Annotated in this window: 26 protein-coding genes; 14 read left to right on the top strand and 12 right to left on the bottom strand. The window is 73.8% G+C overall.

Annotated elements, in window-relative coordinates; all coding sequences use genetic code 11:
• Nucleotides 1-97: 97 nt before the first annotated feature.
• The 5 genes from egtE to CHB94_RS26115 are packed head-to-tail and all read right to left on the bottom strand — an operon-like array spanning nt 98 to nt 4,148.
• Nucleotides 98-1,222, bottom strand: a complete 1,125-nt coding sequence (gene egtE / locus CHB94_RS09510; RefSeq protein WP_089336324.1) for an ergothioneine biosynthesis PLP-dependent enzyme EgtE — start codon at nt 1,220-1,222, stop codon at nt 98-100.
• A gap of 26 nt (nt 1,223-1,248) precedes the next feature.
• Nucleotides 1,249-2,007 (bottom strand): anti-sigma factor, encoded by a 759-nt coding sequence (locus CHB94_RS09505; RefSeq protein ID WP_089336323.1) that lies wholly within the window; start codon nt 2,005-2,007, stop codon nt 1,249-1,251.
• Nucleotides 1,988-2,587 carry an RNA polymerase sigma factor gene (locus CHB94_RS09500; RefSeq protein ID WP_254920533.1) on the bottom strand — a complete coding sequence of 200 codons (600 nt, stop codon included), beginning with the start codon at nt 2,585-2,587 and terminating at the stop codon, nt 1,988-1,990. Before CHB94_RS09500 ends, CHB94_RS09505 begins: the two co-directional genes overlap by 20 nt.
• Before the next feature lie 47 nt (nt 2,588-2,634).
• Complete coding sequence (locus tag CHB94_RS26120) at nt 2,635-3,780, bottom strand: sortase domain-containing protein (protein WP_254920532.1); 1,146 nt, start codon at nt 3,778-3,780, stop codon at nt 2,635-2,637.
• A 32-nt stretch (nt 3,781-3,812) separates the two neighbouring features.
• On the bottom strand, nt 3,813-4,148 hold the full coding sequence (locus CHB94_RS26115; protein WP_254920531.1) for a DUF4397 domain-containing protein: 336 nt from the start codon (nt 4,146-4,148) through the stop codon (nt 3,813-3,815).
• Between the two features lie 106 nt (nt 4,149-4,254).
• On the opposite strand from CHB94_RS26115, the gene CHB94_RS09485 reads away from it, so the two are divergent.
• From CHB94_RS09485 to CHB94_RS09475, 3 genes are read left to right on the top strand one after another with little or no spacing between them, the layout of a single operon-like run.
• Complete coding sequence (locus tag CHB94_RS09485) at nt 4,255-4,725, top strand: DUF309 domain-containing protein (RefSeq protein ID WP_089336321.1); 471 nt, start codon at nt 4,255-4,257, stop codon at nt 4,723-4,725.
• Between the two features lie 40 nt (nt 4,726-4,765).
• Entirely contained in the window at nt 4,766-5,206 is a 441-nt protein-coding gene (locus CHB94_RS09480) for an SRPBCC domain-containing protein (RefSeq protein ID WP_176445484.1), read from the top strand.
• A gap of 40 nt (nt 5,207-5,246) precedes the next feature.
• Nucleotides 5,247-6,749, top strand: a complete 1,503-nt coding sequence (locus CHB94_RS09475; protein ID WP_089336319.1) for an NAD-dependent malic enzyme — start codon at nt 5,247-5,249, stop codon at nt 6,747-6,749.
• An 85-nt stretch (nt 6,750-6,834) separates the two neighbouring features.
• Here the strand turns inward: CHB94_RS09475 and CHB94_RS09470 are convergent, their stop codons facing one another.
• Nucleotides 6,835-8,007 carry a glycosyltransferase family 87 protein gene (locus CHB94_RS09470; protein WP_176445483.1) on the bottom strand — a complete coding sequence of 391 codons (1,173 nt, stop codon included), beginning with the start codon at nt 8,005-8,007 and terminating at the stop codon, nt 6,835-6,837.
• Nucleotides 8,008-8,237: 230 nt separating this feature from the next.
• On the opposite strand from CHB94_RS09470, the gene CHB94_RS09465 reads away from it, so the two are divergent.
• Complete coding sequence (locus CHB94_RS09465) at nt 8,238-9,107, top strand: Fpg/Nei family DNA glycosylase (protein ID WP_089336317.1); 870 nt, start codon at nt 8,238-8,240, stop codon at nt 9,105-9,107.
• A gap of 2 nt (nt 9,108-9,109) precedes the next feature.
• Here CHB94_RS09465 and CHB94_RS09460 read toward each other — a convergent pair whose 3' ends face one another.
• Nucleotides 9,110-10,315 (bottom strand): MBL fold metallo-hydrolase, encoded by a 1,206-nt coding sequence (locus CHB94_RS09460; protein ID WP_254920530.1) that lies wholly within the window; start codon nt 10,313-10,315, stop codon nt 9,110-9,112.
• 184 nt (nt 10,316-10,499) lie between these two features.
• Between CHB94_RS09460 and CHB94_RS25110 the strand changes: the two genes are divergently transcribed.
• From CHB94_RS25110 to CHB94_RS09450, 3 genes are all read left to right on the top strand, one after another.
• Nucleotides 10,500-10,655, top strand: a complete 156-nt coding sequence (locus tag CHB94_RS25110) for a hypothetical protein (RefSeq protein WP_176445482.1) — start codon at nt 10,500-10,502, stop codon at nt 10,653-10,655.
• A 154-nt stretch (nt 10,656-10,809) separates the two neighbouring features.
• Nucleotides 10,810-11,199: a DUF485 domain-containing protein gene (locus tag CHB94_RS09455; protein WP_217899238.1), complete on the top strand. Its 390-nt coding sequence runs from the start codon at nt 10,810-10,812 to the stop codon at nt 11,197-11,199.
• Nucleotides 11,192-12,835 (top strand): monocarboxylic acid transporter, encoded by a 1,644-nt coding sequence (locus tag CHB94_RS09450; protein WP_089336315.1) that lies wholly within the window; start codon nt 11,192-11,194, stop codon nt 12,833-12,835. Before CHB94_RS09455 ends, CHB94_RS09450 begins: the two co-directional genes overlap by 8 nt.
• Before the next feature lie 205 nt (nt 12,836-13,040).
• Here the strand turns inward: CHB94_RS09450 and CHB94_RS09445 are convergent, their stop codons facing one another.
• From CHB94_RS09445 to CHB94_RS09435, 3 genes are all read right to left on the bottom strand, one after another.
• Nucleotides 13,041-13,274 (bottom strand): hypothetical protein, encoded by a 234-nt coding sequence (locus tag CHB94_RS09445; protein WP_254920529.1) that lies wholly within the window; start codon nt 13,272-13,274, stop codon nt 13,041-13,043.
• Between the two features lie 103 nt (nt 13,275-13,377).
• On the bottom strand, nt 13,378-14,238 hold the full coding sequence (locus tag CHB94_RS09440; protein ID WP_089336314.1) for a manganese catalase: 861 nt from the start codon (nt 14,236-14,238) through the stop codon (nt 13,378-13,380).
• A 161-nt stretch (nt 14,239-14,399) separates the two neighbouring features.
• Complete coding sequence (locus CHB94_RS09435) at nt 14,400-15,131, bottom strand: sensor histidine kinase (RefSeq protein ID WP_089336343.1); 732 nt, start codon at nt 15,129-15,131, stop codon at nt 14,400-14,402.
• 60 nt (nt 15,132-15,191) lie between these two features.
• Here CHB94_RS09435 and CHB94_RS09430 point away from each other — a divergent pair, with 60 nt between their 5' ends.
• The 3 genes from CHB94_RS09430 to CHB94_RS09420 all read left to right on the top strand — a co-directional run bounded on the left by CHB94_RS09430 (nt 15,192) and on the right by CHB94_RS09420 (nt 18,400).
• Complete coding sequence (locus CHB94_RS09430; RefSeq protein ID WP_254920528.1) at nt 15,192-15,896, top strand: response regulator; 705 nt, start codon at nt 15,192-15,194, stop codon at nt 15,894-15,896.
• Nucleotides 15,897-15,977: 81 nt separating this feature from the next.
• A complete protein-coding gene (locus CHB94_RS09425; RefSeq protein WP_089336312.1) occupies nt 15,978-17,078 on the top strand; it encodes a saccharopine dehydrogenase family protein in 1,101 nt (366 codons plus the stop codon).
• Nucleotides 17,075-18,400 carry a glutamate mutase L gene (locus CHB94_RS09420; RefSeq protein WP_089336311.1) on the top strand — a complete coding sequence of 442 codons (1,326 nt, stop codon included), beginning with the start codon at nt 17,075-17,077 and terminating at the stop codon, nt 18,398-18,400. The genes CHB94_RS09425 and CHB94_RS09420 overlap by 4 nt, the downstream gene beginning before the upstream one ends.
• Here CHB94_RS09420 and CHB94_RS09415 read toward each other — a convergent pair.
• Both CHB94_RS09415 and CHB94_RS09410 read right to left on the bottom strand, forming a co-directional pair.
• Nucleotides 18,381-19,838 (bottom strand): PH domain-containing protein, encoded by a 1,458-nt coding sequence (locus CHB94_RS09415; RefSeq protein WP_089336310.1) that lies wholly within the window; start codon nt 19,836-19,838, stop codon nt 18,381-18,383. The genes CHB94_RS09420 and CHB94_RS09415 overlap by 20 nt on opposite strands.
• Nucleotides 19,835-20,347: a PH domain-containing protein gene (locus tag CHB94_RS09410; RefSeq protein WP_089336309.1), complete on the bottom strand. Its 513-nt coding sequence runs from the start codon at nt 20,345-20,347 to the stop codon at nt 19,835-19,837. Before CHB94_RS09410 ends, CHB94_RS09415 begins: the two co-directional genes overlap by 4 nt.
• A 62-nt stretch (nt 20,348-20,409) precedes the next feature.
• Here CHB94_RS09410 and CHB94_RS09405 point away from each other — a divergent pair, with 62 nt between their 5' ends.
• From CHB94_RS09405 to CHB94_RS09390, 4 genes are all read left to right on the top strand, one after another.
• Nucleotides 20,410-20,739 carry a rhodanese-like domain-containing protein gene (locus CHB94_RS09405; RefSeq protein ID WP_254920534.1) on the top strand — a complete coding sequence of 110 codons (330 nt, stop codon included), beginning with the start codon at nt 20,410-20,412 and terminating at the stop codon, nt 20,737-20,739.
• A 448-nt stretch (nt 20,740-21,187) separates the two neighbouring features.
• Nucleotides 21,188-22,894: a DUF4331 domain-containing protein gene (locus tag CHB94_RS09400; RefSeq protein ID WP_089336307.1), complete on the top strand. Its 1,707-nt coding sequence runs from the start codon at nt 21,188-21,190 to the stop codon at nt 22,892-22,894.
• A 159-nt stretch (nt 22,895-23,053) separates the two neighbouring features.
• Nucleotides 23,054-24,367: a tetratricopeptide repeat protein gene (locus tag CHB94_RS09395; RefSeq protein ID WP_141137452.1), complete on the top strand. Its 1,314-nt coding sequence runs from the start codon at nt 23,054-23,056 to the stop codon at nt 24,365-24,367.
• The gene (locus tag CHB94_RS09390) at nt 24,364-26,064 is read left to right on the top strand and encodes a High-affinity nickel-transporter (RefSeq protein WP_176445481.1); all 1,701 of its coding nucleotides are present in this window, start codon (nt 24,364-24,366) and stop codon (nt 26,062-26,064) included. The genes CHB94_RS09395 and CHB94_RS09390 overlap by 4 nt, the downstream gene beginning before the upstream one ends.
• Nucleotides 26,065-26,099: the final 35 nt, after the last annotated feature.

Raw genomic sequence — 26,099 nt, 5'->3', positions numbered from 1 at the left:
TCCTGCACTGGTCACACTGGCGACGCAGACACCAGGCCCGCGCCCGCCGCTGCCACTACGCAACCCGGGAACACCGACTCGAAGTGCGGCTGTAGTACTAGAGGGCGGTGGCGAGGGCTTCCAGGTCCTCGAGCGCGACGTCGAGGTGCGGGGACACGCGCAGCACCGGGCCGGTCATCTCGCCGGGTGCCCGCTCCGGGCCGATCGCGCTCACCACGATGCCGTGCTCGGTCAGGAGCCGGCTGCGGACGCCGACGACGTCGACGCCTTCGGGCGGACGCAGCGTGGTGGTCGCGGTCGGCTCGTCGACCGGCTCGACGACGTGCCAGCCACCCAGGCCGTCCAGGAGCTCACGGGTCATGCGGCCGATCGACGCCAGCCGCTCCCGGACGCGGTCGGGACCGGCGGCGACGTGCTCACCGACCGCGACCACCAGGCCGACCCGGCCGGCGACGTGGGCCTCGCCGGACTCGAACGCCCGCATGGGTGGGACGCCCTCGGGTTCGGGCAGCACCGGCACCAGCCGCGCCGCCAGCGACGGCCGCACGCACAGGAACCCGACGCCGCGGGGCCCGGCCAGCCATTTCCGGGACGTGCCGTAGACGGCGTCGGCACCCAGGTCGACGTCGGCGTGGCCGAGCGACTGCGCCGCGTCCACCACCAGTGGCACCCCGGCCGCACGGCACAGCGCCGTGATCTCCGCGGCGGGCTGCAGGAGCCCGCGATGGCTGGGGATGTGGGTCAGGTGCACGAAGGACGGCGGGTCGGCGGCCAGCAACCGGGCCACGCCGTCGACGTCGGCCCGGCCCAGGCCGTCGACCGGCAGCGGCTCGGGGCGCAGCCCGTAGGCGCGCAGCTGGGCGATGTTGGGGGCGTACTCCCCGGCCAGGCAGGCCACGCGGGAGCCGGCGGGCAGCCGCCAGCCGGTCAGCAACGCGACCATCGCCGCCTGTGCCGACTCCACGAACGCCACGTCGGCCGCCGCCATCCCGACCAGCCCGCCGATCACCGACCGGCCCTGCTGCAGCAGGTCGTCGGCGGCGGCCTCGGCCACGTAACCGCCGAGCTCCGCCTCGTGCCGGGCGTGGTGGGCGGCGGCCTCCAGCGCCCGGTGGGTCTGCCGGCTGGAGGCGGCGCTGTCGAGGTGCCGGCCCGCCGGCCGGGGGCGGGCCTTGCGCCAGGCGGCGCCCAGGTCCTCGTGCAGCAACGGGGTGTCGTTCACGGGAGCACGCTAGGCGAGCGCCTCATTCAGCTGTCGAGCTCCCCGCGCGCGACCGACACCCCGGAGTGGGTCGGGTCGCCGTCGAGCGGCTCCACCGACACATCGACCAGCGGGAACTCCCCGAGGTCGAGGTCGGCCGGCAGCTCGAAGGTCTGCGTGCCGGGGCGGACGACGCCGAGCGGCACCATGCCGGCCACCTCGCGGTCGATCAGCCAGATCTCGTAGTACTCGTCGTCCAGCGCCGGTGCGTCGAGCTCCACCTCGACGACGCGGGATCCGTCGTCCCGCACGACCACCTCCGCGCGGCCGGACGCCTCGTTGCCGGCGAGGGGGTCCAGCGCCACGGCGGTGACGGGTTCGCCGCCGTCCTCCCGGCCCTGCACCACCGCGACGGCACCGGCGCCGACCACGGCGCCGGCGAGCACGGCGGCGGCGACGAGCAGCAGGGAGCGTCGCCGGGAGCGGAACGGCAGCACGTCGGCGTCCCCGGCCGGTGGCGTGGGGGCCCCGGCGACGGCCACCGCCGCCGGCGCATGGACGGCGTCGGCCCGGGGGGTGGCCGACACGCCGGTGGCCGCGGCGATCGCCTCCCAGACCCGGGGCGGAGGCGCGACCGGTGCGCCCGGGGCTGCCAACTGCGGAACGGCGACGGCGTCGACGCTCCGCTGCAGGGACCGCACCTCGGCGCGGCAGCGATCGCAGGAGGCCAGGTGGGCGGAGTCCTCGGCAGGCAGGGGCTCGCGGAGCGCGGCGAGCGCGAGCTGCTCAGGCGTGCAGTGCTGCACCGTCCACCTCCAACCTGGTCCGGAGTCGTTCGAGCGTGCGGCGGATGTGGGACTTCACGGTGCCCAGGGGCAGCCCGGTGCGGGCGGCGATCTGGGCGTGCGTGAGGTCCTCGAAGAACGCCAGTTCGATGATCCCGCGCTGCGGCTGGCCGAGAAGGTCCAACTCGTCGAGCACGAGCATCCGGTCGGCGATCTCCGTGTCGACTCCGGCGGTGACCCGCCCGGACGGCCCGGCCTGCAGGTCCGACACGGCCGCCTCGGTCTCGCGCCGCTGCCGGTCGCGGCGGGCCCAGGTGTCGGCGATCTTGTGCCGGGCCACCCCGACCAGCCAGGCGGGCAGGGGCCCTTTCTCCGGGTGGTAGCCCGCGCGGCCGGTCCAGGCCGAGACGAAGGTCTGCTGGGTGACGTCCTCGGCGTCGGGTCCGGGTCCGAACGCCCGGACGGCCATCCCGTGCACCTGGCCGGCCCACCGCTCGTAGGCGAGCGCGAGCGCCTGCTCGTCGCCGGCCGCGAAGCGCCGGCCGATCTCCCGGTCGTCGGGCTGCGCGGCGCTGCGCTGCGCCTGACCCGACTCGGCCACGGAGTGAACGCTACCCAGCCGTACTGGCCGGACGGCAAGCATCTCGCTCACGGGAGCGGCTCGGCGACGACGACGACGTTGTCGCGGTAGCTGCCGAACTCCGGCAGGAACGGGCCACCGCAGGTGATCAGGGTTAGCCGAGGCGGTCCGTCGCGGGCGAACAACTGGTCCAGCGGCAGCACCTGCTTCCGGATCAGGTCGCGGGAGACGACCCGCCAGCGGGTCTGGGTCCCGGCGGCGTCGGTGACGACGACCTCGTCGCCCACCGCTGCGTCCCGGAGCGGCGCCATCGCGCCCGGGCCCTGCTCCCGGTCGTCGACGTGCCCGGCGATCACCGCCGAGCCGTCGACGCCGGGCACCGGGCCGAACCGGTACCAGCCGACCCGGTCGACATCGGCGGGGATGGTCATCTGCCCGTCGGGCTCCACGCCGACGGGGACCACGGCGGAGTCGACCCCCAGCGCGGGGATCGCCAGCCGCACCGGCGGGGGTGGCTGCTCTTGGGCGGCCGGCGTCGCGGGGCGCGCGGTGACCGCCGGCGGATGGTCCGGTGCCGCCGTGCCGATCCCCCGGCCGGCCTCCGACGCCGGCGAGGTCCCGACGACCTGCTCCACCGATGGGCCCGCCGTCACCTCCGGCCGGGTCAGGACCCACGCCGTCGGAGCGGCGACGGCGAGGGCCAGACCCAGGACGACGGTGGTGACGGCGGGACGCACGGTGGTCCTCGTCGGTGAGGTGCGGGTCAGCCGTGGCTGCGGGCCAGGCGCAGCGCGCCCATCCCGGCGGCGGCGAGGCCGGCCAGCGACAGGGCCGCGACCGGCATCGGCAGCGAGCCCTCGTCCATCAGGCCGGCGCTGCCACCAGGGACGCCGGACGGCGCGGGAGTGCCCGCCGCTGATCGTCTGGACGGCCAGCTCGTAGCCGGCGCCCTCGGAACCCCACGCGTAGACGACGGTCGTCGTGCCCTCGGCGAGGGTGAGGTCGGCCGGGCCGATGGCCACGGTGTCGGTGCCGGCGAGGACGACGTCGGCGCTCACCGTGCCCGCGGGAACGGTCAGGCTGGCCTCGCCAGGGTTCTCCAGACCGGGAACGACGACGGCGCCACCGGCCCGCACGTCGACGGCGGGAGCTGCCGCGGTGTGCCGGACGGTGACCCGGGCCTGGCTGGCCGGCACGGCCGAGACGTCGTTCACGAACGGCGTCAGGGCGGGCTGGCCCTCCGCGGTCAGGGGGCGACCACGGTGGCGTTGGCGCCGGCGGGCACGGCGACGCCGTCGGCCGACAGCAGGGGGTTGCCCGACGCGTCGGGGGCGTCGGCCGGGTAGAGGGCGAGGTCGTACGAGCCCGCGGGCAGCTGAAGTGGGTCGGTCAGGGTGCCCGGCTGGAAGTCGTCGATCAGCCGCTCGCCGTTGGCGTAGACGTCGACCGGGGTGTCCGGGACGCCGTGCAGGACGGAGACGGTCGCTGTGTCCGCGGCCGTGGCCGGGGTGGCGAGGAGAACGGGCGCGCCGGCGGCGCCGACGGCACCGGCGGCGCGGAGGGACGTGCGGATCGGGCTCACGGGGGGATTCCTTCCTGGGACGGAACTGCCTGTCACCCCTCCTTCCCGGGGCCCGGGTGCCGCGGATGCATCGGTCGTCGGCCATCTGCCGGGGCAGACTGGGCCGGTGAGCACCGAGCGGGACCGCGACCCGGCGGGGCGGGCGCGCAACGCCCGCCCCCGCGACGCCCTGGGCCGGCCGCTGCCCTACGGCGCGGTGGGCGAGGAGCGGGCGCCGGAGGGCGTCGTCCGCCCGCCGGACCGGGCACTGGCCGAGGCGCAGGAGCTGCTGGACGCCGGTCGCCCCTTCCACGCCCACGAGGTGCTCGAGGATGCCTGGAAATCCGCGCCGGAGAGTGAGCGTCAGCTGTGGCGCGGGCTGGCCCAGCTCGCCGTCGGGCTCACCCACGCCGCCCGCGGGAACAGCAGGGGCGCGGCGACGCTGCTGGAGCGCGGGGCGGGGAACATCGCGCCGTACGCGGCCGAGCCCCCGCACGGGATCGGGGTCGCGGCGCTCCGGACCTGGGCGCGGGGACTGGCCTCGGCGGCCGCGGCCGGGCGTGCGCTGGACCTCCGCCCGCCCCGGCTGCGCGCCTGACGCCCTGGCCGTACGCCACCGTCCGGCGCACACTGCCGGAGTGAGGTGCTTCGAGGCCGGTACCCGGATCGACGCGAGCCCCGCCGAGGTGTGGGCTCTGCTCACCGACGTGGGCGGCTGGCGGGACTGGGACTCCGGGGTGGACCGCGTCGAGGGTCGGGTCGCCCTCGGCGAGCCGCTCACCGTCTACGCGACCATGATCCGCAACCGCCCGTTCTCGGCGACCGTCACCGAGATCCGCCCGCAGGAGGTCATGCGCTGGCGTGCCGGTCTCCCGTTCGGGCTCGCCGTGATCGAGCGCACGTACGCGCTGGACGCCGTGGAGGGCGGCGGAACCGTGCTCACCGTGCGCGAGGACCACTCGGGCCCGCTCGCCTGGGTGCTCGGGCGCAGCACCCCGGACCTCAACCCGTCCTTCCGCCAATTCTGCGCTGGGCTCAAGGCAAGAGCTGAAGGTCACGCCTCTCGCCCGGCCGGTTGACCCGACCACGGGCGGCTACCAGTGAGAGCATGGCCTCGTCATGAGCACTGATATCGCGCCGTCCGCCGGAGCCGACGACACCGCACTGGGTGAGCCCGCCGCCGTCCCCCGGGGACCGGTGACCTCCGCGTCCTACTCGATCACGGTCCGGCTCACCTCTGACGGGGATCCGGCCAGCATCGGGCGGATCGCCACCGCGGTGGGAGAAGCCGGTGGCGCCGTGACCGCCATCGACGTCGTCGACTCGCGCTCCGACGGACTGACCGTCGACGTGACCTGCTCGGCCGCCGACGCCAGTCACTCGGAAGAGATGGTCGAGGCGCTGCGCAACGTCCCCGGCGTCACCGTCCGCAAGGTCAGCGACCGGACGTTCCTGCTGCACCTCGGGGGCAAGCTCGAGGTCGCCTCCAAGGTTCCGTTGAAGACTCGCGACGACCTCTCGATGGCCTACACCCCCGGCGTGGCGCGGGTCTGCCTGGCGCTGGCCGACCACCCGGAGGACGTCCGCCGGCTGACGATCAAGGGCAACACCGTCGCCGTCGTCACCGACGGCTCCGCCGTCCTGGGCCTCGGTGACATCGGGCCGGGTGCGGCGATGCCGGTCATGGAGGGCAAGGCGGCGCTGTTCAAGCGGTTCGCCGACATCGACGCCTGGCCGATCTGCCTGGACACCCAGGACGTCGACGAGATCGTGCGCACGGTCGAGCTGATCGCCCCTGGCTTCGGAGGCATCAACCTCGAGGACATCGCCGCGCCGCGATGCTTCGAGATCGAGGCGCGTCTGCGGGAGAGGCTCGACATCCCGGTCTTCCACGACGACCAGCACGGGACGGCGATCGTCGCGCTGGCCGCGCTGAAGAACGCGTTGCGGGTGGTCGACAAGCAGTTGACCGACGTGAAGATCGTCGTCGCCGGCGGTGGCGCGGCCGGGACGGCGATCGTGCACCTGCTGCTGAAGGCAGGCGCCGGGCAGGTGCTCGTCTGGGACCGCGAGGGCATCCTGTCCCCCGACGACGACCGGCTGCCCCCGGCCAAGCTCGAGCTGGCCCGGCGGACGAACCCGTCGTGCGTGCGTGGCGAGCTGCCCGATGCGCTCGAGGGTGCCGACGTCTTCATCGGCGTCAGCGCGGGCAACGTGCTGGCGGTCGAGGACCTCGAGCGCATGAACGAGCACGCCGTCGTCTTCCCGATGGCCAACCCGACGCCGGAAGTGGACCCGGTGCGGGCCCGGCAGCACGCGACGATCGTGGCGTCCGGCCGCTCGGACCTGCCCAACCAGATCAACAACGTGCTCGCGTTCCCGGGCGTCTTCCGGGGGCTGCTCGACGCCCGCGCCACCGAGATCAGCGACGGGATGCTCCTGGCCGCGGCCGATGCGCTGGCCCGTGTCGTCCGGGACGACCAGTTGAACGCGAACTACATCATCCCCAGCGTCTTCGACCCCGAGGTCGCCAGCGCGGTCGCGGCCGCCGTCGCCGACCAGGCCCGTCACGAGCCGGGGGCGACCGCCGAGGTGACCGGGATCGAGAGCACGCCCGCCTGAACGGCGGGGTCTCGGGCCAGGAGTCTCCTGATCCGGGGATGTCGGGGCGCGGCGCCGGTCCGGTGGCCGGTGTGCTGCCGTGGGATCACCGGGAGGAGGCAGCGCTGCCTCGTCGTGGGGACTCCGCCGTCATGATGCGGGCGATCTCCGCGTCGGCGCGTGGTCCTGGCTCGGCGCCACCCCGACCGGTGCTGGACCGGTGCGCGGCCACGGCACAGGCGCCGAGCAGCAGCAGCCAGCCCCACAGCGGCAGCAGGCGCAGCAGCGTGTCGGGCAGTTCGGCCAGGTCCTCCACGTGCCAGGCGTCCTGGGTGGCGAACAGGTACACCCCGGTCCACGCCGGCCACGTGCGCACCAGGCTGTCCCGCCGGCCCACGGTCACCAGGAGCGGCAGCAGGTAGATGCCGTAGTTGGCCCAGGTGAAGGAGGAGGCCAGCAGGGTGCCCAGCATGAGCAGGGGCACGACCTCCAGCGGTGCCATGGGGCCCGACCGCCGGCGCCAGGCGACCCAGCACGCCACGGCGAACGCGGCCACCCGCAGCCCCGCGTCCAGCCAGGCCGGCAGCCCGAGCTCGACGGCGGCGCCGTGGATCGACCGGTTGAAGGGGGCCAGCTGGTCGCGATTGCCCCCGGCGAGCAGCGGCAGGACGCCGGTGAAGAACACGTCGCGGTCCGGCACGGTCAGCAGCCCGAGCACGGTGAGCACCGTTCCGCTGACCGCCGCCGCGAGCAGGGCCCGTCCCCGCCCCAGGACGACGAGGGCCAGTACGACCGGGATCAGGGTGGGCTTGACCGCGCACACCGTGCCGAGCAGGGCACCGGCCCAGACGTCGTGGCGGGCCAGGAGCAGGGCGATGACGCCGGCCTCGGCGAGCAGGAGAACGGTGTCGACGTTGCCCTGGTCCAGCAGTCCCATCAGGGGCCGGCTGTGGGCGAGCAGCAGGAGCACCCCGGGCAGGACGGCGGAGTCCGCGCGGACTCCGACCAGGCGCAGCAGCAGTACCGTCGCGGCGACCACGGCGGCCATCCCGGCCACCACGACGACGACCACCGCGTCGCGGAAGGGGAGCAGGCCCAGCGGTGCGAGCAGCCAGCCGGCCAGCGGCGGGTAGATGAACTCCAGGTCCGAGTCGTACAGCGGCCCGCCGTCGGCCAGGCTGGCGCCGCTGCGCCAGAGGATCGCCAGGTCGGAGGCGGTCCCCGTGGCCGAGCGGACGAGCAGGTGGATCAGCGATCCGACGGCCAGTGGCCACAGCACGGCGCGAGCTGTCCGCGTCCGCGCTCCGGGTTCGAGGCGCCTGGTCTGGTCAGGCTGCACGGTCGAACCACAGCGGCGCGGAGGGCACCGCCCGAGCGTAGGTAGGTTGCGCGTGATCCGCGTCCGGAGCGGCTCTCGCACCCTCGGGGGGGGCACCCGATCGGGCCCTTCGAACGGCCGAAGTGGCCACTTCGGCCCCCGCGGGCGAGGGATGCGTGGATCATGGCCGGGTGCCCGAGTTGCCAGAGGTGGAGGCGCTGGCCGCGTTCCTCCGCGAGAACGCCGTCGGCCACGTGCTCGCGCGAGCCGATCTGGCGTCGGTGCAGGCGATCAAGACCTTCGATCCGCCGCTGAGCGCGCTCGGCGGCCTGGAGATCGCCGGTGCGAGCCGGCACGGCAAGTTCCTCGACCTCGACGTCTCCGGCCTGCACCTGGTCGTCCACCTGGCTCGCGCGGGCTGGCTGCACTGGCGCACCGGGCTGCCGACCGCCCCACCCAAGCCGGGCAAGGGCCCGCTGGCGCTGCGCGTGCACCTTGAATCGAAAGACGGGACGCCGCCTAACGGGTTCGACCTCACCGAGCAGGGCACCCGCAAGGGGCTCGCGGTCTACGTGGTCCGCTCACCGTCCGAGGTGCCGGGCATCGCCCGCCTCGGACCCGACGCCCTCGAGGTCGACCGTGAGCTGTTCGCTGCCCTCATGGCCGGCCGCAGCGGCCAGCTCAAGGGTGCGCTCACCGACCAGACGCTGATCGCCGGCATCGGCAACGCCTACTCCGACGAGATCCTGCATGCTGCGCGGCTCTCACCGTTCAAGGGCGCGGACAAGCTCAAGGACGACGAACTGGTCCGTCTCTTCGACGCGATGCGGGCCACGCTCACCGACGCGCTCGACCGTCAGCAGGGCCAGAAGGCGGCCACGATGAAGGGCGAGAAGCGCTCGGGACTCCAGGTGCACGCCCGCACCGGCCTGCCGTGCCCGGTCTGCGGCGACACCGTCCGCGAGGTCAGCTTCGCCGACACCTCGCTGCAGTACTGCCCGACCTGTCAGACCGGCGGCAAGCCGCTCGCCGACCGGCGGATGTCCAAGCTGCTGCGCTGAGCTCAGTCCGCGGACCGGCCGAGCAGGCGCTGGACCGCCGTCCGCGCCCCGACGGGGCTGGTCGGGACCGCGTCGTCGTCGGCCGGGGCCCCCGATCCGACCGCCGACCACCAGTCGGTGACCGCCGGCGGGTCCAGGACGTCGATCCGCTGCCCCGGCCGCGGGACGACGACCTGCGCCCCTACCCGCCGGGCGGCGGCCAGCAGGCGCTGCACCGGCTCGGCCCAGGGGTGGAACGCCAGGTTGAACGTGGCCCAGTGGATGGGCAGGAGCACCCCTCCGCCGAGGTCCCCGTGGGCGCGGACGGCTTCCTCCGGGTCCAGGTGGACGAAGTGCCAGGCGTCGTTGTAGGCGCCGATCGGGAGCAGCGTCAGGTCGAACGGGCCGAGGCGGGCGCCGATCCCGGCGAAGGCGGGCGTGTAGCCGGTGTCCCCTCCGAAGAAGACCTGGTGCCGCGGGCCGGTGACCGCCCAGGAGGCCCACAGCGTGGTGTCCCGCGAGAAGAAGCGGCCGGAGAAGTGCCGGGCCTCCGTGCAGGTCAGCGTCAGGGCGCCGACGGTCGTGCTCTCGTCCCAGTCCAGCTCCACGATGCGGTCGTCGGGTACACCCCACATGCGCAGGTGCTCGCCGATGCCGAGGGGGACGACGAACGGCGCGGTCTGCGAGGCCGTCAGTGCCCGCACCGTCGGCAGGTCGAGGTGGTCGTAGTGGTCGTGGGAGATCAGCACGGCGTCCACCGGGGGGACCTCGGCCAGCGGCACCGGTGCTGGGTGCAGCCGCGCGGGCCCGAACACCGGGGACGGGGACACCCGATCCCCCCACACTGGGTCGACCAGGACCCGCTGCCCGTCGACCTCCAGCAGGGCGCTGGCGTGCCCGAACCAGGTCACCGCGAGTTCGGCCGCCTCGGCGGGCAGCTCGGCGTGCGCGAGGGGGATCGGACCACCGGGCAGGCCGACGTGCCGATCCTCGTGCAGCTGCCGGAGCATCCCCTTGCGGGCGTTGGCCGGCGGGAGGGCCGGGGTCTCCATCGTGTTGTGGAACTTGCCGTCGGCGAAGTGCGGGGAGCCGGCCACCACCGGGCGGAGCCGACGGCGGTGCGCGCCGAGTGCCGTGGGCAGGCCCCAGGCGGCGGCGGTCACCCAACCCAGGGGCCCGGCGAGGACGGCGGCGGTCAGGGCGGTGCGGCGGAGTACGTGGGACGGCACGCTCCCCAGCATCCCAGCCGAACCTGTGCTGCTCGTGAAAAGCGAGCAACGACCCGCGAGATCTGCACGCTCGCGGCCATCAGGTGCTGATGGGCACGAGTGTGCAGATCTCGTGGGACTCAGGCGGTGATCGCGGCCACGGGGGAGCCGCGCGTCCTGCCCCGGTCTGCGGTAGGACGGTCGCATGACCGAGACCGGCAGGCCTCGTGGCGAACCGGAGGACGACGGCGGGGACCCCGCGTGCTGGCTACGGCGGGTGTGCCAGGCCTGTGGGCGGCTGGCCGACGAGGACCCGCCGACGATCTGCCCGTCGTGCGGCGCGGAGCTCCTCCCGGAGTGAGCCCACAGCGGCTGCGTTACGCGGGCGTTCCGGGTATCGAGCGTTCTCGCGACGCCCGTCGTCGGTTTGCGACCTCCGGCCCCGGTCGGTTGCAATTACAGTGATGGCGGTCACATCCCTTGCTGGCCGCCCCGCACCGACCGGAGAGTGCCCCGTGAGCGAACCGAACGAACGACGGCTACTGACGCCCGAGGAGTACCTGGGGGCCCAGAACTCTCCTGAGTTCGTGGACCTCAAGAAGCGGTTCCGCGCGTTCGCGTTCCCGATGACGTTCGCGTTCTTCGCCTGGTACCTGCTCTACGTGCTGCTCTCCACGTACGCGCCCGATCTCATGGCCACCAGGGTCTTCGGCAACGTGAACCTCGGGCTCCTGCTCGGCCTGGCGCAGTTCGTGACCACGTTCGCGATCACGCACCTCTACGTGGCGCACGCCAACAGGCGCACCGACCCGATCTCCGACGAGATGCGCGAGCGCCTCGAGCACCACGAGTACCGCACGGCCGGTGCCGCCACCACCGACACCGAGGGGGCGACCCGTGTCTGACCTTCTCGCCGCCGAGAGCGCCACCATCGGTGAGCCGCTCATCAACATCTCGATCTTCGGCTGCTTCGTCCTGATCACGCTGGTCATCACGTTCCGCGCCAGTCGCAGCAACAAGAGTGCTGCCGACTACTACGCCGCGGGCCGCAACATCAGCGGGACGCAGAACGGCCTGGCAATCGCGGGCGACTATCTCTCCGCGGCCTCGTTCCTCGGCATCACCGGCGCCATCGCCGTCTACGGCTACGACGGCTTCCTGTACTCGATCGGCTTCCTGGTGGCGTGGCTGGTCGCGCTCCTGCTGGTTGCGGAGCTCATGCGCAACACCGCCCGGTACACGATGGCCGACGTCCTGGCCTTCCGGATGCGACAGCGGCCGGTCCGCATGGCGGCGGCGATCTCGACCCTGGTGATCTCGCTGTTCTACCTGCTGGCCCAGATGGCGGGCGCCGGCGGCCTGGTCACCCTGCTGCTGGGCGTCACCGGCGAGGCCGCGCAGGCCGTCGTCGTCACGACCGTCGGTGCGCTGATGATCTTCTACGTGCTGGTCGGCGGCATGCGCGGCACCACGTACGTGCAGATCATCAAGGCCACACTGCTGATCTTCGGCGCCTTCGTGATGACCGTCTGGGTGCTGGGCAAGTACGGCTTCAACCTGTCGGCGCTGCTCGGCGGCGCGCAGGAGAACGCCGTCGAGGGGCGCAACGTCCTCGCTCCCGGCGCGCAGTATGGCGCAACGGACACGTCGAAGCTCGACTTCGTGTCCCTCGGCCTCGCCCTCGTGCTCGGGACGGCGGGTCTTCCGCACGTGCTGATGCGCTTCTACACCGTGCCCACGGCCAAGGACGCCCGCCGGTCGGTGGTCTGGGCCATCTGGCTGATCGGCATCTTCTACCTGTTCAGCCTGGTCATCGGCTACGGCGCCGGCGCCCTCGTCGGCCCGGAGACGATCCTCGGTGCGCCGGGTGCGGTGAACGCCGCCGCCCCGCTGCTGGCCTTCGAACTCGGCGGCACGGTGCTCCTGGGCATCATCGCCGGAGTGGCGTTCGCGACGATCCTCGCGGTCGTCGCCGGGCTGACGATCACCGCATCGGCGTCGTTCGCGCACGACGTCTACGCGTCGGTGATCAAGAAGGGTCAGGTGACCGGCAGCGGGGAGGTGCACGTCGCGCGGATCACCGCGGTGGTGATCGGTGCGGTCTCCATCGGACTGGGCATCCTGGCGCTGCAGGCCGGCATCAACATCGCCTTCCTGGTGGCGCTGGCCTTCGCGGTCGCGGCCTCGGCGAACCTGCCGACGATCCTCTACACGCTGTTCTGGAACAAGTTCACCACCCAGGGCGCGCTGTGGTCGATCTACGGCGGGCTGATCGCCTGCGTCGGGCTGATCCTCTTCTCACCGGTGGTCTCCGGTGCGCCGGTGAACCCGGTGACGGGGAAGAGCCCCTCGCTGATCCAGGACGTGGACTTCGCCTGGTTCCCGCTCAACAACCCCGGGCTGGTGTCGATCCCGCTCTCGTTCTTCCTGGGCTGGCTCGGCACGAAGCTGTCGAAGGAGCGGCCCGACGAGCTCAAGAACGCCGAACTCGAGGTGCGTGCCTTCACCGGCATCGGTGCGGAGAAGGCCGTCGCGCACTGAGCAAGGACCCCGTCCTCCCCACCCGTCGCGATCTCGGGGCGGGGCCCGGGACGGGGCCACCGTCGAGGCGCGCATCCCCGTACGGGGATGCGCGCCTCGCGCGCTGTCGGGGCGAGGTGTTCGCGGCCCGGCCACGACCCCAGGCTCGTGGTCGCCGTCCCCGTGGCATGCCGGGGGGACGGCGACGACAGGGCTGGGGTGGGGATCAGGCAGGTGCGGTCGAGGGGGACGGCTCCACCTCGGCCGGGAGGACGGCGACGGTCGCCCGGGCCTCCGAACGACGGTGCCGGGCCACCCAGCGGGCGGTGAGACCGGCCAGGACGACGAGCGCGCCCAGGGTCGGGCGGCCCGAATGCGCGAGGGCGACGGCGATCGCGGTCGCGTAGACGAACGAGAGCATCACCAGCGGGACGGGCAGGTGGGGCAGGTGCAGGTGCACGGCGAGACCTCCTGAAGGGGCGTCCCGCCGGCCGGCGGCCCGGCCCGCGAGGGGAGGGGCCGCCGGCACGGCGACGGCGCAGGGAAGTGGGTGAGGCCAGGCCTCAGGTCAGCATGTCCTTGGCCTTCTGCAGCAAGTTCTGACCCGTCGTCTGCGGGGTCGGGTACAGCCGCGGGTCGCCGGGCGGCAGGATCGGGGCGTCCGCCGTGGCCTCGATCGGACGGGCCGAGAACGTGGCGCGGCCGTCGACGGAGGGCCCGGACGCCCAGCGGCCCGCGGCGGCCTCGGGCCCGTCGGAGGCGTCGATGAACACGTAGCCGAGGTCGGCGACCTCCTCCTCCAGCGGGAACGCCTCGGGCACCGGGATGCCCTCCAGGCCGTCGTCCTTGAGCTCCTCGACCGCGGCCAGCCACTGCTGCTGGTGGTAGTGGTCACGGGTGATGAGGAACCGGAGCAGGTCCTTGACGCCCGGGTCGTCGGTCATGTTGTAGAGCCGGGCGACCTGCAACCGGCCCTGCATCTCGGCCGTCGCGTTGTACATGAAGTCGGCCATCAGGTTCCCGCTGGCGGTCACGTACGCGCCGGTCCACGGGTTCCCCATGCTGTCGATGTAGCTGGCGCCCGCGCCGTTGACGATCGCGTGCTGCGGGTTGTGCTGCCCGTAGCCGGCGGCGGCCTCCTTGGTGCGGTCGGCGGAGTCGGGCTTCAGCGGGATGTGGTCGAGCAGCCGGTCGATCATCGTCACGATCATCTCGACGTGGGCCAGCTCCTCGGTGCCGATGGCGAGCAGCAGATCCTTGTACTTGCCGGGCAGCCGGCAGTTCCAGCCCTGCAGCAGGTATTGCGTGGCTACGGTCATCTCGCCCCACTGCCCGCCGAGGACCTCCTGCATCTTCCGCGCGAAGTCCGGGTCGGGGCCGTCGGGCTTGGCCTCGTACTGCAGCGCATGGGTGTGGGTGAACACGGGGTCTCCTCTGCGTCGTGTGCCCGCGGACGCGGGCACACCGCCGTTCTGCCCGCGCCGGGTGGCCCGCCCGTGCCGTCCCCTGGCCCGGGGGTGCCAACCTGTGGCCCTTCTCCGGGCACCGCACCGAGCGGGCGAGGGGCGGGGAGGACGTCCCTCTTTCAGCGGTCGGGCAGCTGGACGGCGAGGGTGAACGTGGCCCCGTCGCCGTGCCAGACCACCCGGCCGCCCAGCTCGCGGGTCTGCCGCTGCACCGACCACAGACCCAGCCCCGTCAGGTCCAGCGGGGGCTGCCTGGTCCTGAGGTGGCCGACCACCCGGTCGGCCGGGACGCCCGCCTGGGTCAGCGCCAGCTCGACCCAGCTGCATCGCCGGCTCAGGCGCAGCCCCACCGACGCGCCGCCGCCGTGCCGGTGGGCGTTCTCCAGCAGGTTGGTGAGGATCCGCTGCACCCGCGCGTCCGCGACCGGGACGTCACCTACGTCGCCGACCAGTTCGGCGGTCAGTTGCCGCCTCGGCAGGCCCGAGGCGGCGAGGGCGGCCTGGACGACGTCGCGCAGCACCCGGGGCTCCGTGCGACGTACGGCCCCGCCGGTCGCGTCGGCCGTCCGCAGCAGGGAGGACAGGTGGGCGGCCTGCGCGCGGGCGAGCTCGAGCATCTCGGTGGCGTGTTCCGACGTCCGGCCGAGCGACCCCAGGGTCGCCTCCAGGGAGGCCAGTGGGCTGCGCATGTCGTGGCACAGGGCGCGGACCAGCGCGTCGTCGGTGCTGGGGGACTCCTCGTCGTCGGCGGCCCGCCGGGGCCTGGGACGGTGCGCCCACAGCACGCGGGCGAGATCGACCAGCAGGCCGGGGTCCCGGCGGCGTGCCGGGGTGTCAGCGGTCAGCGTCACGGGCACCTCTTCGGGGCGGCCGGTCGGGCAGCGCCGGAGCCGCCGACCGACGGGAGCGATGTGGGTCAGACCGACGACGGCGCCGCTGCTGGACCGCCGGTGGACGTGGTGGTGATCGACGATCACCCGCTGTTCAGCCGTGGGCTGGGCCTGCTGCTGCCGGGGCTCAGCGGCGGCCGGGTCCGTGTCGTCGGGACGACGGAGGACGCCTCCGCGGCGGCCGCGCTGGTCCGCCGGCACCACGCGGACGTCGCCGTCGTCGACCTGCACATGCCGCCGCCGGGCGGAACGAGGGCCATCGCCGCCGTCCGCCGCGCCGACCCGCTGGTGCGCGTGGTGGCGCTGTCCGGGTTGGGCGAGGCCGACGCGGCGCTGGAAGCCCTGCGCGCAGGCGCGGCCGCCTTCCTTCCCAAGACGGCGGACCCGGAGATGCTGGTGCGGCCGCTGCTGGCCGTGCTCGACGGGTGGTCGGTGGTGCCCGAGGCGCTCCTGCGCCGGCTGCTCGCGGACGCGCGGCCGACGGGTGACCAGGGCATCGCCGAACGACTGACCGCCGACGAGCGGCGGCTGTGGCGGTTGATCGCCGACGGGGCGAGCACCGTCGAGATCGCCACGACGCTGCACGTCTCGGAGCGGACCACCAAGCGGCTGGTGGCCCATCTGCTGCGGCGGCTGGACGTCGCCACCCGGGTGGAGGCCGCAGCCCTGGCCGGGCGCGTGGGGCTGGGCCGGGATGCGGGGGGCGCGGGCCGCCCCGCCGGCTGAACCCCGCGCGACGCCACCGAGCCCCGCTACCCGCCCCGGTGATCGTCACGCGCCGCCGGGGCGGTGGATAGGGTCCGCGGGGTGACTGCGCGGATCGTCCTGTTCGGCGCCACCGGGTACACCGGGGCGCGCACCGCCGAGGCCCTGGTGGGCCGTGGCGCCCGGCCGGTCCTGGCCGGCCGCGACCCCGGGCGGCTGGCCGCGCTCGCGGAGCGGCTCGGCGGGGTGGAGACCGCGCACGCCGACGTCACCGATCCCCGGTCCGTGCGCGGGCTTCTCGACCGCGGTGACGTGCTGATCACCACCGTCGGACCGTTCCTGCAGCTGGGCCGTGCCGCCGTGGACGCCGCCGTCGAGGCGGGGGCCGTCTACCTGGACTCGACCGGCGAGCCGCCGTTCGTCCGCCGGGTGTTCGAGGACGACGGCGTGCGCGCCGCCGCGAACGGTGCGGCGCTCATCCCTGCCTTCGGCCTGGACTACGTGCCCGGCAACCTGGCCGCGGCGCACGCCTTGGCCGAGGCCGGCGACCGCGCCCACCGGCTGGACGTCGGCTACAGCATGTCCGGGGTGTCGGGGCAGGCGTTCTCCCGCGGCACCCTCACCTCGCTGATCGGCGTGGTCAGCGAGCCGGGCTTCGCGTTCACCGGGGGGCGGCTCGAGACCCAGGGCGCGGGCCGCCGGATGTGGAAGTTCCAGATCGACGGCCGCACTCGCCGCGGGCTGTCGGTGGGTGGCTCCGAGCACCTGACCATGCCGTCGCTTGCGCCGACATTGCGCGAGATCGGCGTCCACCTGGACTGGTTCGGCCCGCTGACCCGCCCCGCGCACCTGCTCTCCCCGCTGACCGGGCTGCTCGGCCGGGTGCCCGGGGCGCCGGTCGCCGTCCAGAAGCTGGCCGGCGTCATCGGCAGACGGGTGGCGGAGGCGCCCTCGCAGACGACGGTCGACGGCGCCCGGACCCACACCCTCGCCGAGGTGCGCGACGCCTCCGGCGCCCTGGTCAGCCGGGTGCAGGTGGACGGGCCCGAGGCGTACGGTTTCACCGCCGCGATCCTGGCCTGGGGCGCCACGCGCGCCGCCGAGCAGGGCGTCCTCGGCACCGGCGCGATGGGCCCGGTGCAGGCCTTCGGGCTGGAGGCGCTCACCGCCGGGGCGGCGGAGGCCGGGCTCGTCCGCGCATGACACTGGCCTGCGTCGACATCGGCTCCACGTTCACCAAGGCCGCGCTCGTCGACCCGGTCAGCGGGAAGCTCCTGGCCACCGCACAGGCACCCACGACCCTCGACGACGTCGTCGCCGGTGTCCTGGCCGCGACCGCCGGGTTCCCGGAGGCCCCGGTGATCGCCTGCTCCAGCGCCGGGGGCGGGCTCCGGCTGGCGGTCGTCGGGTACGAGGAGCTGATCAGCGCCGAGGCCGGGCACCGGGCCGCGCTCTCGGCGGGCGCTCGGGTGGTGCACGTCGCCGCCGGGGTGCAGGACGCAACCGGGCTGGCCGCCCTTCGGGCCGCCGAGCCCGACGTCGTCCTGCTGGTCGGCGGAACCGACGGCGGCGAGGCGTCGGTGCTGCGGGCGAACGCGGCGGCGCTGGCCTCTTCGGCCCGGCTGCAGGGTCCCGGCGCGAGCGCGCGAGTGCCGGGGGGCAGCGGGGTCCTTCCGTGGTCCGTCCCTGTCGTCCTCGCAGGCAACGCCGCGGTGCGGGACGAGGTGGCGGCGGTGCTGCGCGGCGGCGGGCTGCCGGTGCACGAGGCGGACAACGTGCTGCCCGACATCGGCCGGCTGGCCCCCGAGTCGGCGCGGGCGGCGATCCGTGCGGTGTTCCTGGAGCACGTGATCGGTGGGGACCGGTTGTCCACCGACCCGCGGCTGCGGTCCTGGGTCCGGGCCGTGACCCCGGACGCCGTGCTTGAGGGCGTGACCGTGCTGGCCCGGGTGCTGGCCCCGGCGGAGGTCTCCGTCGTCGCGCTGGATGTGGGCGGGGCGACCACCGACGTGTACTGCGTGCCCGACCCGGACGCCGAGCAGGCGACGCTGGGCCGCGAGGCGGTCGGGGTGCCGGCCCGGCGCCGCACGGTCGAGGGCGACCTCGGCGTCTCGTGGAGCGTGGCCGCGTTGCGGGCGGCCGCAGCGGCCGAAGGGCTGCCGGAACCGGGCGACGACCCCCTGACCCTGGGGGAGGCGGCCGCCGGCGTGGCGCTGCGCCGGCACCTGCGCGCCGAGGCGGCGTACGGGCCGGGTGGCGCCAGTGCCCGCTCGGCCCGGCTGGTGGTGCTGTCCGGCGGCGTCTTCCGGCACGCCGACCCGGCGGCCGTGGACCAGGTTCTCGCCCGGCTGGCGGGGGACGGCGGTGGCGCGGGGAGCGTGCTGAACGGCAAGGCGGTGCTCGTGGACCGGCGCTACGTGCTCGCGGCCATCGGGTTGCTGTCGGGAGACCACCCGGAGGCGGCGGTCGCGCTGGCCCGGGACCTGCTGCGCAGCCCGGAGAGCGTCACCCCGCTCGCGCGGTGAAGGTGGCCGCCCAGTCGTCGGATGCGGCGGCGGTGAACCGGGCGACCTCGGCGGCGGCCATGTCGACGGCCGCGTAGCCGCCGCGCCCCGCGCCGACGCAGGCGAGAACCGTCGCCAGGCCGGCCCTCCGCTGGAACGGCGACTGCCGCACCTGCCAACCGACGACGGCGCGGCGCTGCAGGACGGCCTCCTCGCGGACCACCCACCCGCTGCGCACTGCGAACGAGGTCCCTCCGGCGGCATGGCCGAGCGCGGCGTACCGGCCGAGCCCGATGGGCACACCGAGGACCAGCATGGTGAGGCCGGCCGCGAGCACCCACCACGAGCCCAGCAGGAGGGTCACGACTGCCCCGGCCGTGGTGACCACAGCGCCGCTGACCAGTGCGCGCACGATCTGTCGTCGGCGTGCGGCCCGGGGGTGCCGGAGGAGCGGCCCCGGGTCCGGGACGAGGCGGACGCCCAGCGCCCGGCCTTCGTCCCGCGGCCCCATCGGCAGCAGCTGCCCGCGCCGGGCGGCGTCCCCCAGCCCGGTGACCAGCGCGCTGACCCGCGCGGCGCGTACCCACCGCATGCCCAGGCCCTCGGACAGCGTCCAGCCGCGGATCCGGTCGATCTCCAGCTCGGTGTGCCGGCGGGTGACCAGCCCGCGCGTCGCGACCAGCGATCCGCGTTGCCGGGTCAGCCGGAAACCCCAGTTGACGACCGCCGCACCGATGATCGATCCCCCGAGCAGCAGCACCAGGGAGAGCCCCAGCACCGCGAGCAGCATCTGGAGACCGGAAATCTCGACCCCGTCGACGTCGGGCCGGAAGCGCTCCGGCAGCTCCTGGGCGAGCCGGAGGAGCGCGCCCACCCCGGCCAGTGGCACGGCCAGGTAGCTCCCGACGAGCGGCGCGTAGAGGAGCCAACGGTTGTCGAAGCGGGCGAACAGCTCGTCGGATTCGGGCTCGCCGTGCTCGGCCGGCGGTGGGGTGGACCGGTGGGTGAGGACGGCGACGCGGAGGCGGTCGCCCTCGGCGCGGCTCACGCCGTCGATGACGAGTTCCTCGTCCTTGTCGGCGGATCCGGCTGCGGCGTCGATGCGGACCCGCACCAGACCGAACAGGCGGTGCAGGGGCCCCGCCTCCACCTCGACGCCGCGGATGCGGTCGTTCGGAACGGTGCGCACCGATCGCGACAGCAGACCGCGGGTGACCACGACGGCAGCCGGGCCGTCGAGGTAGGTGAACCGCCACCAGGAGATCGCGGCCGTGGCCAGCGAGAGCAGGGTGACGCCGATGACCAGGGCGACCACGGTGATCGTGCCCCCGCCCAGGCCGGTGGCCGCGACGACCGGGATGATCGCCGGGACGAACTGACGGGCCTGGCGGAACGTCGCCGTGTGCACCAGCACGATGCGCGGCGAGGTTCGCCGGCCGATCGCCGGGGGCGGCGTCATGTGGCCTGGTCGCGGACCTGTTCGGCCCGGTGGGCGAGGTCGTCGGCCACCCGCTGCGCGACGTCGGCCTCCAGGTGCCAGACCTGGACCGTGCCCTGCGACGACGCCGTCAGCACTGCGACGGTGGACAGGCCGAACAGCTGCTGCAGCACGCCGCGGGTGACGTCGACGGTCTGGATGCGGGAGATCGGCACCAGCGTCCAGGTCCGGGTGAGCCAGCCGGTGAGCGTGTAGACCGCCTCGGCGGTGACCTCCCAGCGGTGCACCCGGAAGCGCACCCAGGGGCGGATGCCGATCACGACGACGGCGTAGACCAGGACCGCCACCGGGATCAGCCAGCGGAACAGGGGGAACGGGGCGGGGGCGTCCGGTGCGACGAAGGTGGCGAACAGGGTCGCGGCGATCCCGAGGGAGACGCTGCTGATGACCCCCTCGGTGACCCACAGGCCGATCGCCGAGCGGGACAGCGGCCAGGCCGGCTCGCGCACCGGAGGCGGGGCAGCGGTCATCCCGCCCATCCTGACAGTGCGCGGTTCGGCGTCCCGCGCGCCGTGCCACGATGGACGGCGTGATGCCGCAGCAGGTGCCGACCGTCTCCGTCAGCGACCTCCCCGACGACGCCGTCGTCCTCGACGTCCGGGAGGACGACGAGTGGGTGCACGGCCACATCGAGGGCGCCACCCACATCCCGATGGGCGAGGTCCCCGCGCGGCTGGACGACGTCCCGGAGGGTGATCCGCTCTACGTGACCTGCCGCAGCGGCGGGCGTTCCGCCCGGGTGGCCGCGTGGCTGAACCAGAACGGCTTCGACGCGGTCAACGTCGGCGGTGGCATGGGCGAATGGGAGGCCGCCGGCCGCCCCATGGTGAGCGAGACCGGCGAGCCCCCCTTCGTGCGCTGACAGTCGAATCGCTCTCCCCGATCAGCGGCGCCGCCCGGGCGTCCCGTGAGCCGAGCGGCAGGACGGGGAGCCGTCGCCCGGTGACGGAGGGCTGACCCGCTACTGAACGTCGGAGGCCCGGACTCGCCCAGTTCCGAGCCGTCCGCGTTCACTCCCCGCTGTCCACGGAACGCGGGCGGTGGCCTGTTCAGGTCGGCGAAGGGATCCGGCGTCCGAAGACCGTGACTCACTGCGACGACAGGCCGGGACGCAATCAGATTGCGCGCTTTTGGATCACGCCGACGTGTGACGCAGCTTACGTTCCTCGCGTTCGCAGCAGGACCGTTGGCGGTCACTCCAGGCCGTGCCACGACCGCACTCCTGCCCGCCGCTAGGTGGCCTTTCCACACCGACCGGCTGCGACGTCCGTGTCGATGGGACCCCGCGTCCGCGGGGAGGGGAGACATCCATGCGCGTTCAGCAGACCCCCACGAGCAGGAGGCGGGCCACCGCACTCCTCGCCGCGGGGAGCGTCCTCGGAGGATCGGCCGTCATCGGCTTGATACCCGGCTTTGCCGGAGCGTCGAGCCACCGCGAGGCGCCGTTGATCCTCAACGACCCACTCGTGGACAACACCGACGTGTACGCGTTCTCGAGTCCGGAGAACCCGCACAACGTCACGTTCATCGCCAACTGGATCCCCTTCGAGGAGCCGAACGGCGGACCCAACTTCTACCCGTGGGCGGACGACGCCGAGTACCTGATCAACATCGACAACGACGGCGACGCCGTCGCCGACTACATCTACCGGTGGCAGTTCACCACGGAGGACCTCCGGGGCCAGGAGACGTTCCTGTTCAACAACGGCCCGGTCACCTCCCTCGACGACGAGAACCTGCTGTTCCGGCAGTCCTTCACCCTCGACGTCAGCACCGATGGCGGGGCGACGTTCGGCGAGCCGGTCGCCCAGGGTCCAGTCGCACCGTCCTACGTCGGGCCGGCGAGCATGGGGTCCGCGCAGGACTACGTCGAGAACCTGCGCAACCCGGCGATCACCGACGTCGGGGGTGGCGGCCGCACGCTGACCACCCAGACCGAGGACCCCTTCTTCCTCGACCTGCGCGTCTTCGACCTGCTGTACGGAGGAGACCTCTCCGAGCGGGGCAACGACACCCTGGCCGGCTACAACGTGAACAGCATCGTGCTCGAGGTGCCGAAGTCAGAGGTGGCGATCCACAACGACGCCCAAGCCAACCCGGTCATCGGGGTCTGGAGCACCACGACCCGGCCCACGCTGCGCAACGCCAGTGGCACGGCGGCCGCAGGGTCCGAGGGCTTCACCCAGGTGTCCCGGCTCGGCCAGCCGCTGGTCAACGAGGTCGTCGTCCCCGCCGGCCTGAAGGACGCGTTCAACTCGATCCCGCCCGCCGCCGACGCGGAGGCAGCCGGCGGCGCCGTCGTCGCCCGGGTGCTCGAGCCGGAGGTGCCGCGGCTGATCGAGGCCATCTACGGCATCCCGGCACCACCGACGCCGCGGTTCGACCTCTTCGAGGTCTTCCTCACCGGCATCGTCAGCAGTGACGTCGTCGACGTCGACGGCGACCCGGCCACTCCCAACCCGATCGACGTCGACCTCAACTCGCAGGCGCTCAACGCCGGCGCGGCGATGTTCCAGCCGTCGGAAATGCTGCGGCTGAACATGTCGATCACCCGGCCGACCGGCCTGGACATGCAACCGCTCGAGGCAGCCAGCCGGCTCGGGGTCATCGGCGGTGACATCCAAGGCTTCCCGAACGGTCGGCGCCTGGCCGATGACGTCGTCGACATCGAGCTGCTCGCCCTCGAGGGCATCTACGACGTCAGCAACGTGCCCGCCGACCGGCAGGCCGCGTTCGAGGCGCTGAAGGAAGGGGACCAGGTGCCGCACAACGACGCCGAGTTCAGTTCCACCTTCCCCTACATCGCCGCACCGCACACGGACTCGGTCAACCAGGTGAACGGCAGCGGGGACGGCGCCGCAGTGGCCCCCGGCACGGGAGGTCCGGCCGGCGGCTTCGACGGCACGTTGATCCCGGCGGTCACCGGATCCGCGGCGCTGCTCCTGCTGGCCGCGGGCAGCGCGTCGCTGCTCCGCGGACGAGTCCCGGTGAGGGGCAGTCTCCCCGCACGGGCCTGATCCGCAGGGCTGAACCAGGCCGTGGGGTGTGGCGCCCGCCGCACCCCACGGCCGTCGGCTGTCGCCGAGAAGGGACTTGATCATGCCCGGCTCCGCCCATGGTGCGCGTCCGGCTGTCCGGGGCTGGTCGGCAGGACGGCCGGTCGTGAGGAGACGATCGTGAGCAGACGGACGGCGCTGGGCTTCCTCGTCGCCGGCGTCGTGCTGCTGGTGCTCACGGCGACGGCCCTGAACACGGCGTGGCGCGACGACCGCACCGGCACGGTGGCCGGGGGCGTGACCGCTGCGCCGGCCGCAGACCCGGTGATCGAACTGATCGAGACCTCCCAGGAGCGGCTGACCGAGGTGCCGGGCGACTGGTCGGCCTGGGCGCAGCTGGGGTCGGCCTACGTGGAGCAGGCGCGGATCACGGCGGACCCGACCTACTACGACAAGGGAGAGGGAGCGCTGCAGGAGTCGCTGGCCCTCCGCCCCGATGACAACGACCGCGCGCTGACCGGTCTCGGCGCCCTGGCCAACGCCCGGCACGACTTCCGGAGAGCCGCGGACCTGGCCGGCCGCGCCCTGGAGCTCAATCCGTTCGGCGCATCCGCGTGGGGCGTGCTCACCGACGCCCGCCATCAGCTCGGCGACTACGCCGGGGCGACGGCGGCGCTGGATCGCATGCTGGAACTGCAGCCGGGCATCGCCTCCTTCACCCGTGCGTCCTACAACGCGGAACTGCACGGGAATCGGGACGACGCCGCCGCAGCGCTGGAACAGGCCCTCGCTGCGGCTCGGGCGCCGGCCGACGAGGCGTTCTGTCGCGCCTATCTCGGCGCGCTGGCCTTCTCCGGGGGCGACCTGGATGGGGCGGAGCGCCACTTCACCGCCGGCCTCGCCGAGGACCCGGGTGAGGCAACGTTGCTGCTGGGCCAGGCGCGGGTCCTGGCCGCTCGCGGCCGTGACGACGCCGCCGTCGCCGCTTTCCGCTCCGTCGTGGCCGCGCGGCCGCTGCCCGAGCACCTGGTCGAGTTCGGCGAGTACCTCACCGCGCTGGGCCGCGAGGAGGAGGCGCAGGAGCAGTTCGCCCTGGTGGAAACGATCCGCTCGCTGTTCGAGGCGAGCGGTGTGCAGGACCACCTGGGCACCGCGCTGTTCGCCGCCGACCACGGCGACCCGGCGACGGCGGTGGCAGCCGCCGAGGCCGAATTCGCTGCGCGGCAGAACATCGACGCGCACGACGCCCTGGGTTGGGCGCTGCACAGCTCCGGCCGGGACGCGGAAGCCCTCGAGCATGCCCGGGCGGCCACCTCGCTCGGCGGCCGCAATCCGCTGTTCCTGTACCACCGCGGGGTCATCGAGGCCGCCCTCGGCAGGACCGACCAGGCGCGGGCGACGCTGACCGAGGCGCTCGACACCAACCCGTACTTTTCCCCTCTGCACGCCCCACGGGCCGCGCAGTTGCTGGCCCACCTCGGCGGCCGCCCGTGAGACGGCGCGCTGCTCTGATCGCCGTCGTCGGGGCCGCGCTGGTCGTGCTGGTGCCGGCAGGAGGGGCACAGGCGCACCCGCTGGGCAACTTCACGGTCAACCACTACGACGGGCTGGTGCTGAGGCCCGACGGCGTCGACCTGCTCGCCGTCGTCGACCGCGCCGAGATCCCCACGGCCCAGGCGCTGCCGGCGCTCGCGCCAGGCGGCGACCCGACGGCCGGGCAGCTGCGGAACGCCGCGGCGGAGGAATGCCGCACGCTGGCCGATGCCGTCCGGCTGACGGTAGACGACGTGCTGGCTTCCTGGACCGTGCGCAACAGCACCGCCGAGATCGTGCCCGGCGCGGCGGGGCTGCCCACCCTCCGGCTGACCTGCGAGCTCACCGCCGAGGCCGACCTGGCCGACCCGTCGACGGTGGCCTTCCGTGACGACTACCTGAGCGACCGGGTCGGCTGGCGCGAGATCACCGCCGACGGGTCCGGGGTGCGCCTGCTCGACTCTCCGGTCCCCGTCCGGAGCATCACCGACCAGCTGCGGAGTTATCCCGACGACCTGCTGTCCTCGCCGGTCGACGTCCGGTCCTTCGAGGTGGCCACCGAACCGGGGGAGAACACCGGCGCCGGCTCGTCGGTCCCGGTCGGATCCGGGGACACCTTCAGCACCGCCATGGCGGCACTGGACCGGCGGCTGCAGTCGATGATCGGCGACCGTGAACTCACGCCCATCGTCGGCGTGGTGGCCGTCCTCCTCGCCGTGCTCCTCGGCTGCGGGCACGCCCTGCTGCCCGGCCACGGCAAGACGGTCATGGCCGCCTACCTCGCCGGACGGCGCGGCCGCCCGCGGGACGCGCTGACCGTGGGCGCCACCGTGACCGCCACGCATACCGTCGGCGTGCTCGTACTGGGGCTGGCCATCTCGCTGTCCAGCACACTGGCTGGCGAGCAGATGCTGCGCTGGCTCGGCGTGGCCAGTGGAACGCTCGTCGCCGTGATCGGTGCGGTCATGCTGCGCGGGGCGCTGCGCGCGCGGGGCGCCGGGCTGCCCGCCGTGGAGGACCTGCCCGAGCCGGCGCTCGCCGCGGGGGTGCCTGCGCTCAGCGGGGTTGTGGGACGTGCGCACGTCCGGTCGGCATCCGTACGGGAGCACGCCCACGAGCACGGCCACGACCACGGCCATGATCAGCGGCACGGACACGACCATGCGCACGGATACGACCATGCGCACGGACACGACCATGCGCACGGACACGACCATGCGCACGGACACGACCATGCGCACGGACACGACCATGCGCACGGACACGATCCCGCGGACTGGTGGTCGGACCGCCACCGGCACGGTGCCGGAGGGCACGTGCACGGGTCCGGCCGGGGCGGCCTGATCGGGATGGGCGTCGCGGGTGGATTGGTACCCAGCCCGTCGGCCCTGGTCGTGTTGATCGCCTCGATCGGCCTGGGCCGGACGGTCTTCGGCGTCCTCCTGGTGTTCGCCTACGGACTGGGCATGGCCGGCACACTGACCGTCGTCGGGCTCACCCTCGTACGGCTCCGCGACAGGCTGGCGCGGCGGCTGACCGACCCGGCCCGGGCCCGTTGGCTCGTCCGGATCGCGCGGGGTGCGCCCGTGGTCACCGCCGCCCTGGTGCTCGTCGTCGGGCTCTCCCTCGTGCTCCGGGGCATCGCCCTCAGCGGCTGAACTCCGCCGGGGTGAGCCACCGTCCTCCGCTCCGG

Origin of the sequence: Blastococcus mobilis (assembly GCF_900188025.1) — a bacterium.
In the GTDB taxonomy this organism is placed as follows: domain Bacteria; phylum Actinomycetota; class Actinomycetes; order Mycobacteriales; family Geodermatophilaceae; genus Blastococcus_B; species Blastococcus_B mobilis.
Note: the sequence above shows the minus strand (reverse complement) of the source record. Positions and strands in the feature narration are given on the sequence as shown.

Excerpts from the sequence above, each read along its gene's own strand:
- CHB94_RS09475 (WP_089336319.1), top strand. The coding sequence starts at position 5,247 with ATGAGCACTGATATCGCGCCGTCCGCCGGAGCCGACGACACCGCACTG.
- CHB94_RS25110 (WP_176445482.1), top strand. The coding sequence starts at position 10,500 with ATGACCGAGACCGGCAGGCCTCGTGGCGAACCGGAGGACGACGGCGGG.
- CHB94_RS09420 (WP_089336311.1), top strand. The coding sequence starts at position 17,075 with ATGACACTGGCCTGCGTCGACATCGGCTCCACGTTCACCAAGGCCGCG.
- CHB94_RS09415 (WP_089336310.1), bottom strand. The coding sequence starts at position 19,838 with ATGACGCCGCCCCCGGCGATCGGCCGGCGAACCTCGCCGCGCATCGTG.
- CHB94_RS09410 (WP_089336309.1), bottom strand. The coding sequence starts at position 20,347 with ATGACCGCTGCCCCGCCTCCGGTGCGCGAGCCGGCCTGGCCGCTGTCC.
- CHB94_RS09405 (WP_254920534.1), top strand. The coding sequence starts at position 20,410 with ATGCCGCAGCAGGTGCCGACCGTCTCCGTCAGCGACCTCCCCGACGAC.
- CHB94_RS09400 (WP_089336307.1), top strand. The coding sequence starts at position 21,188 with ATGCGCGTTCAGCAGACCCCCACGAGCAGGAGGCGGGCCACCGCACTC.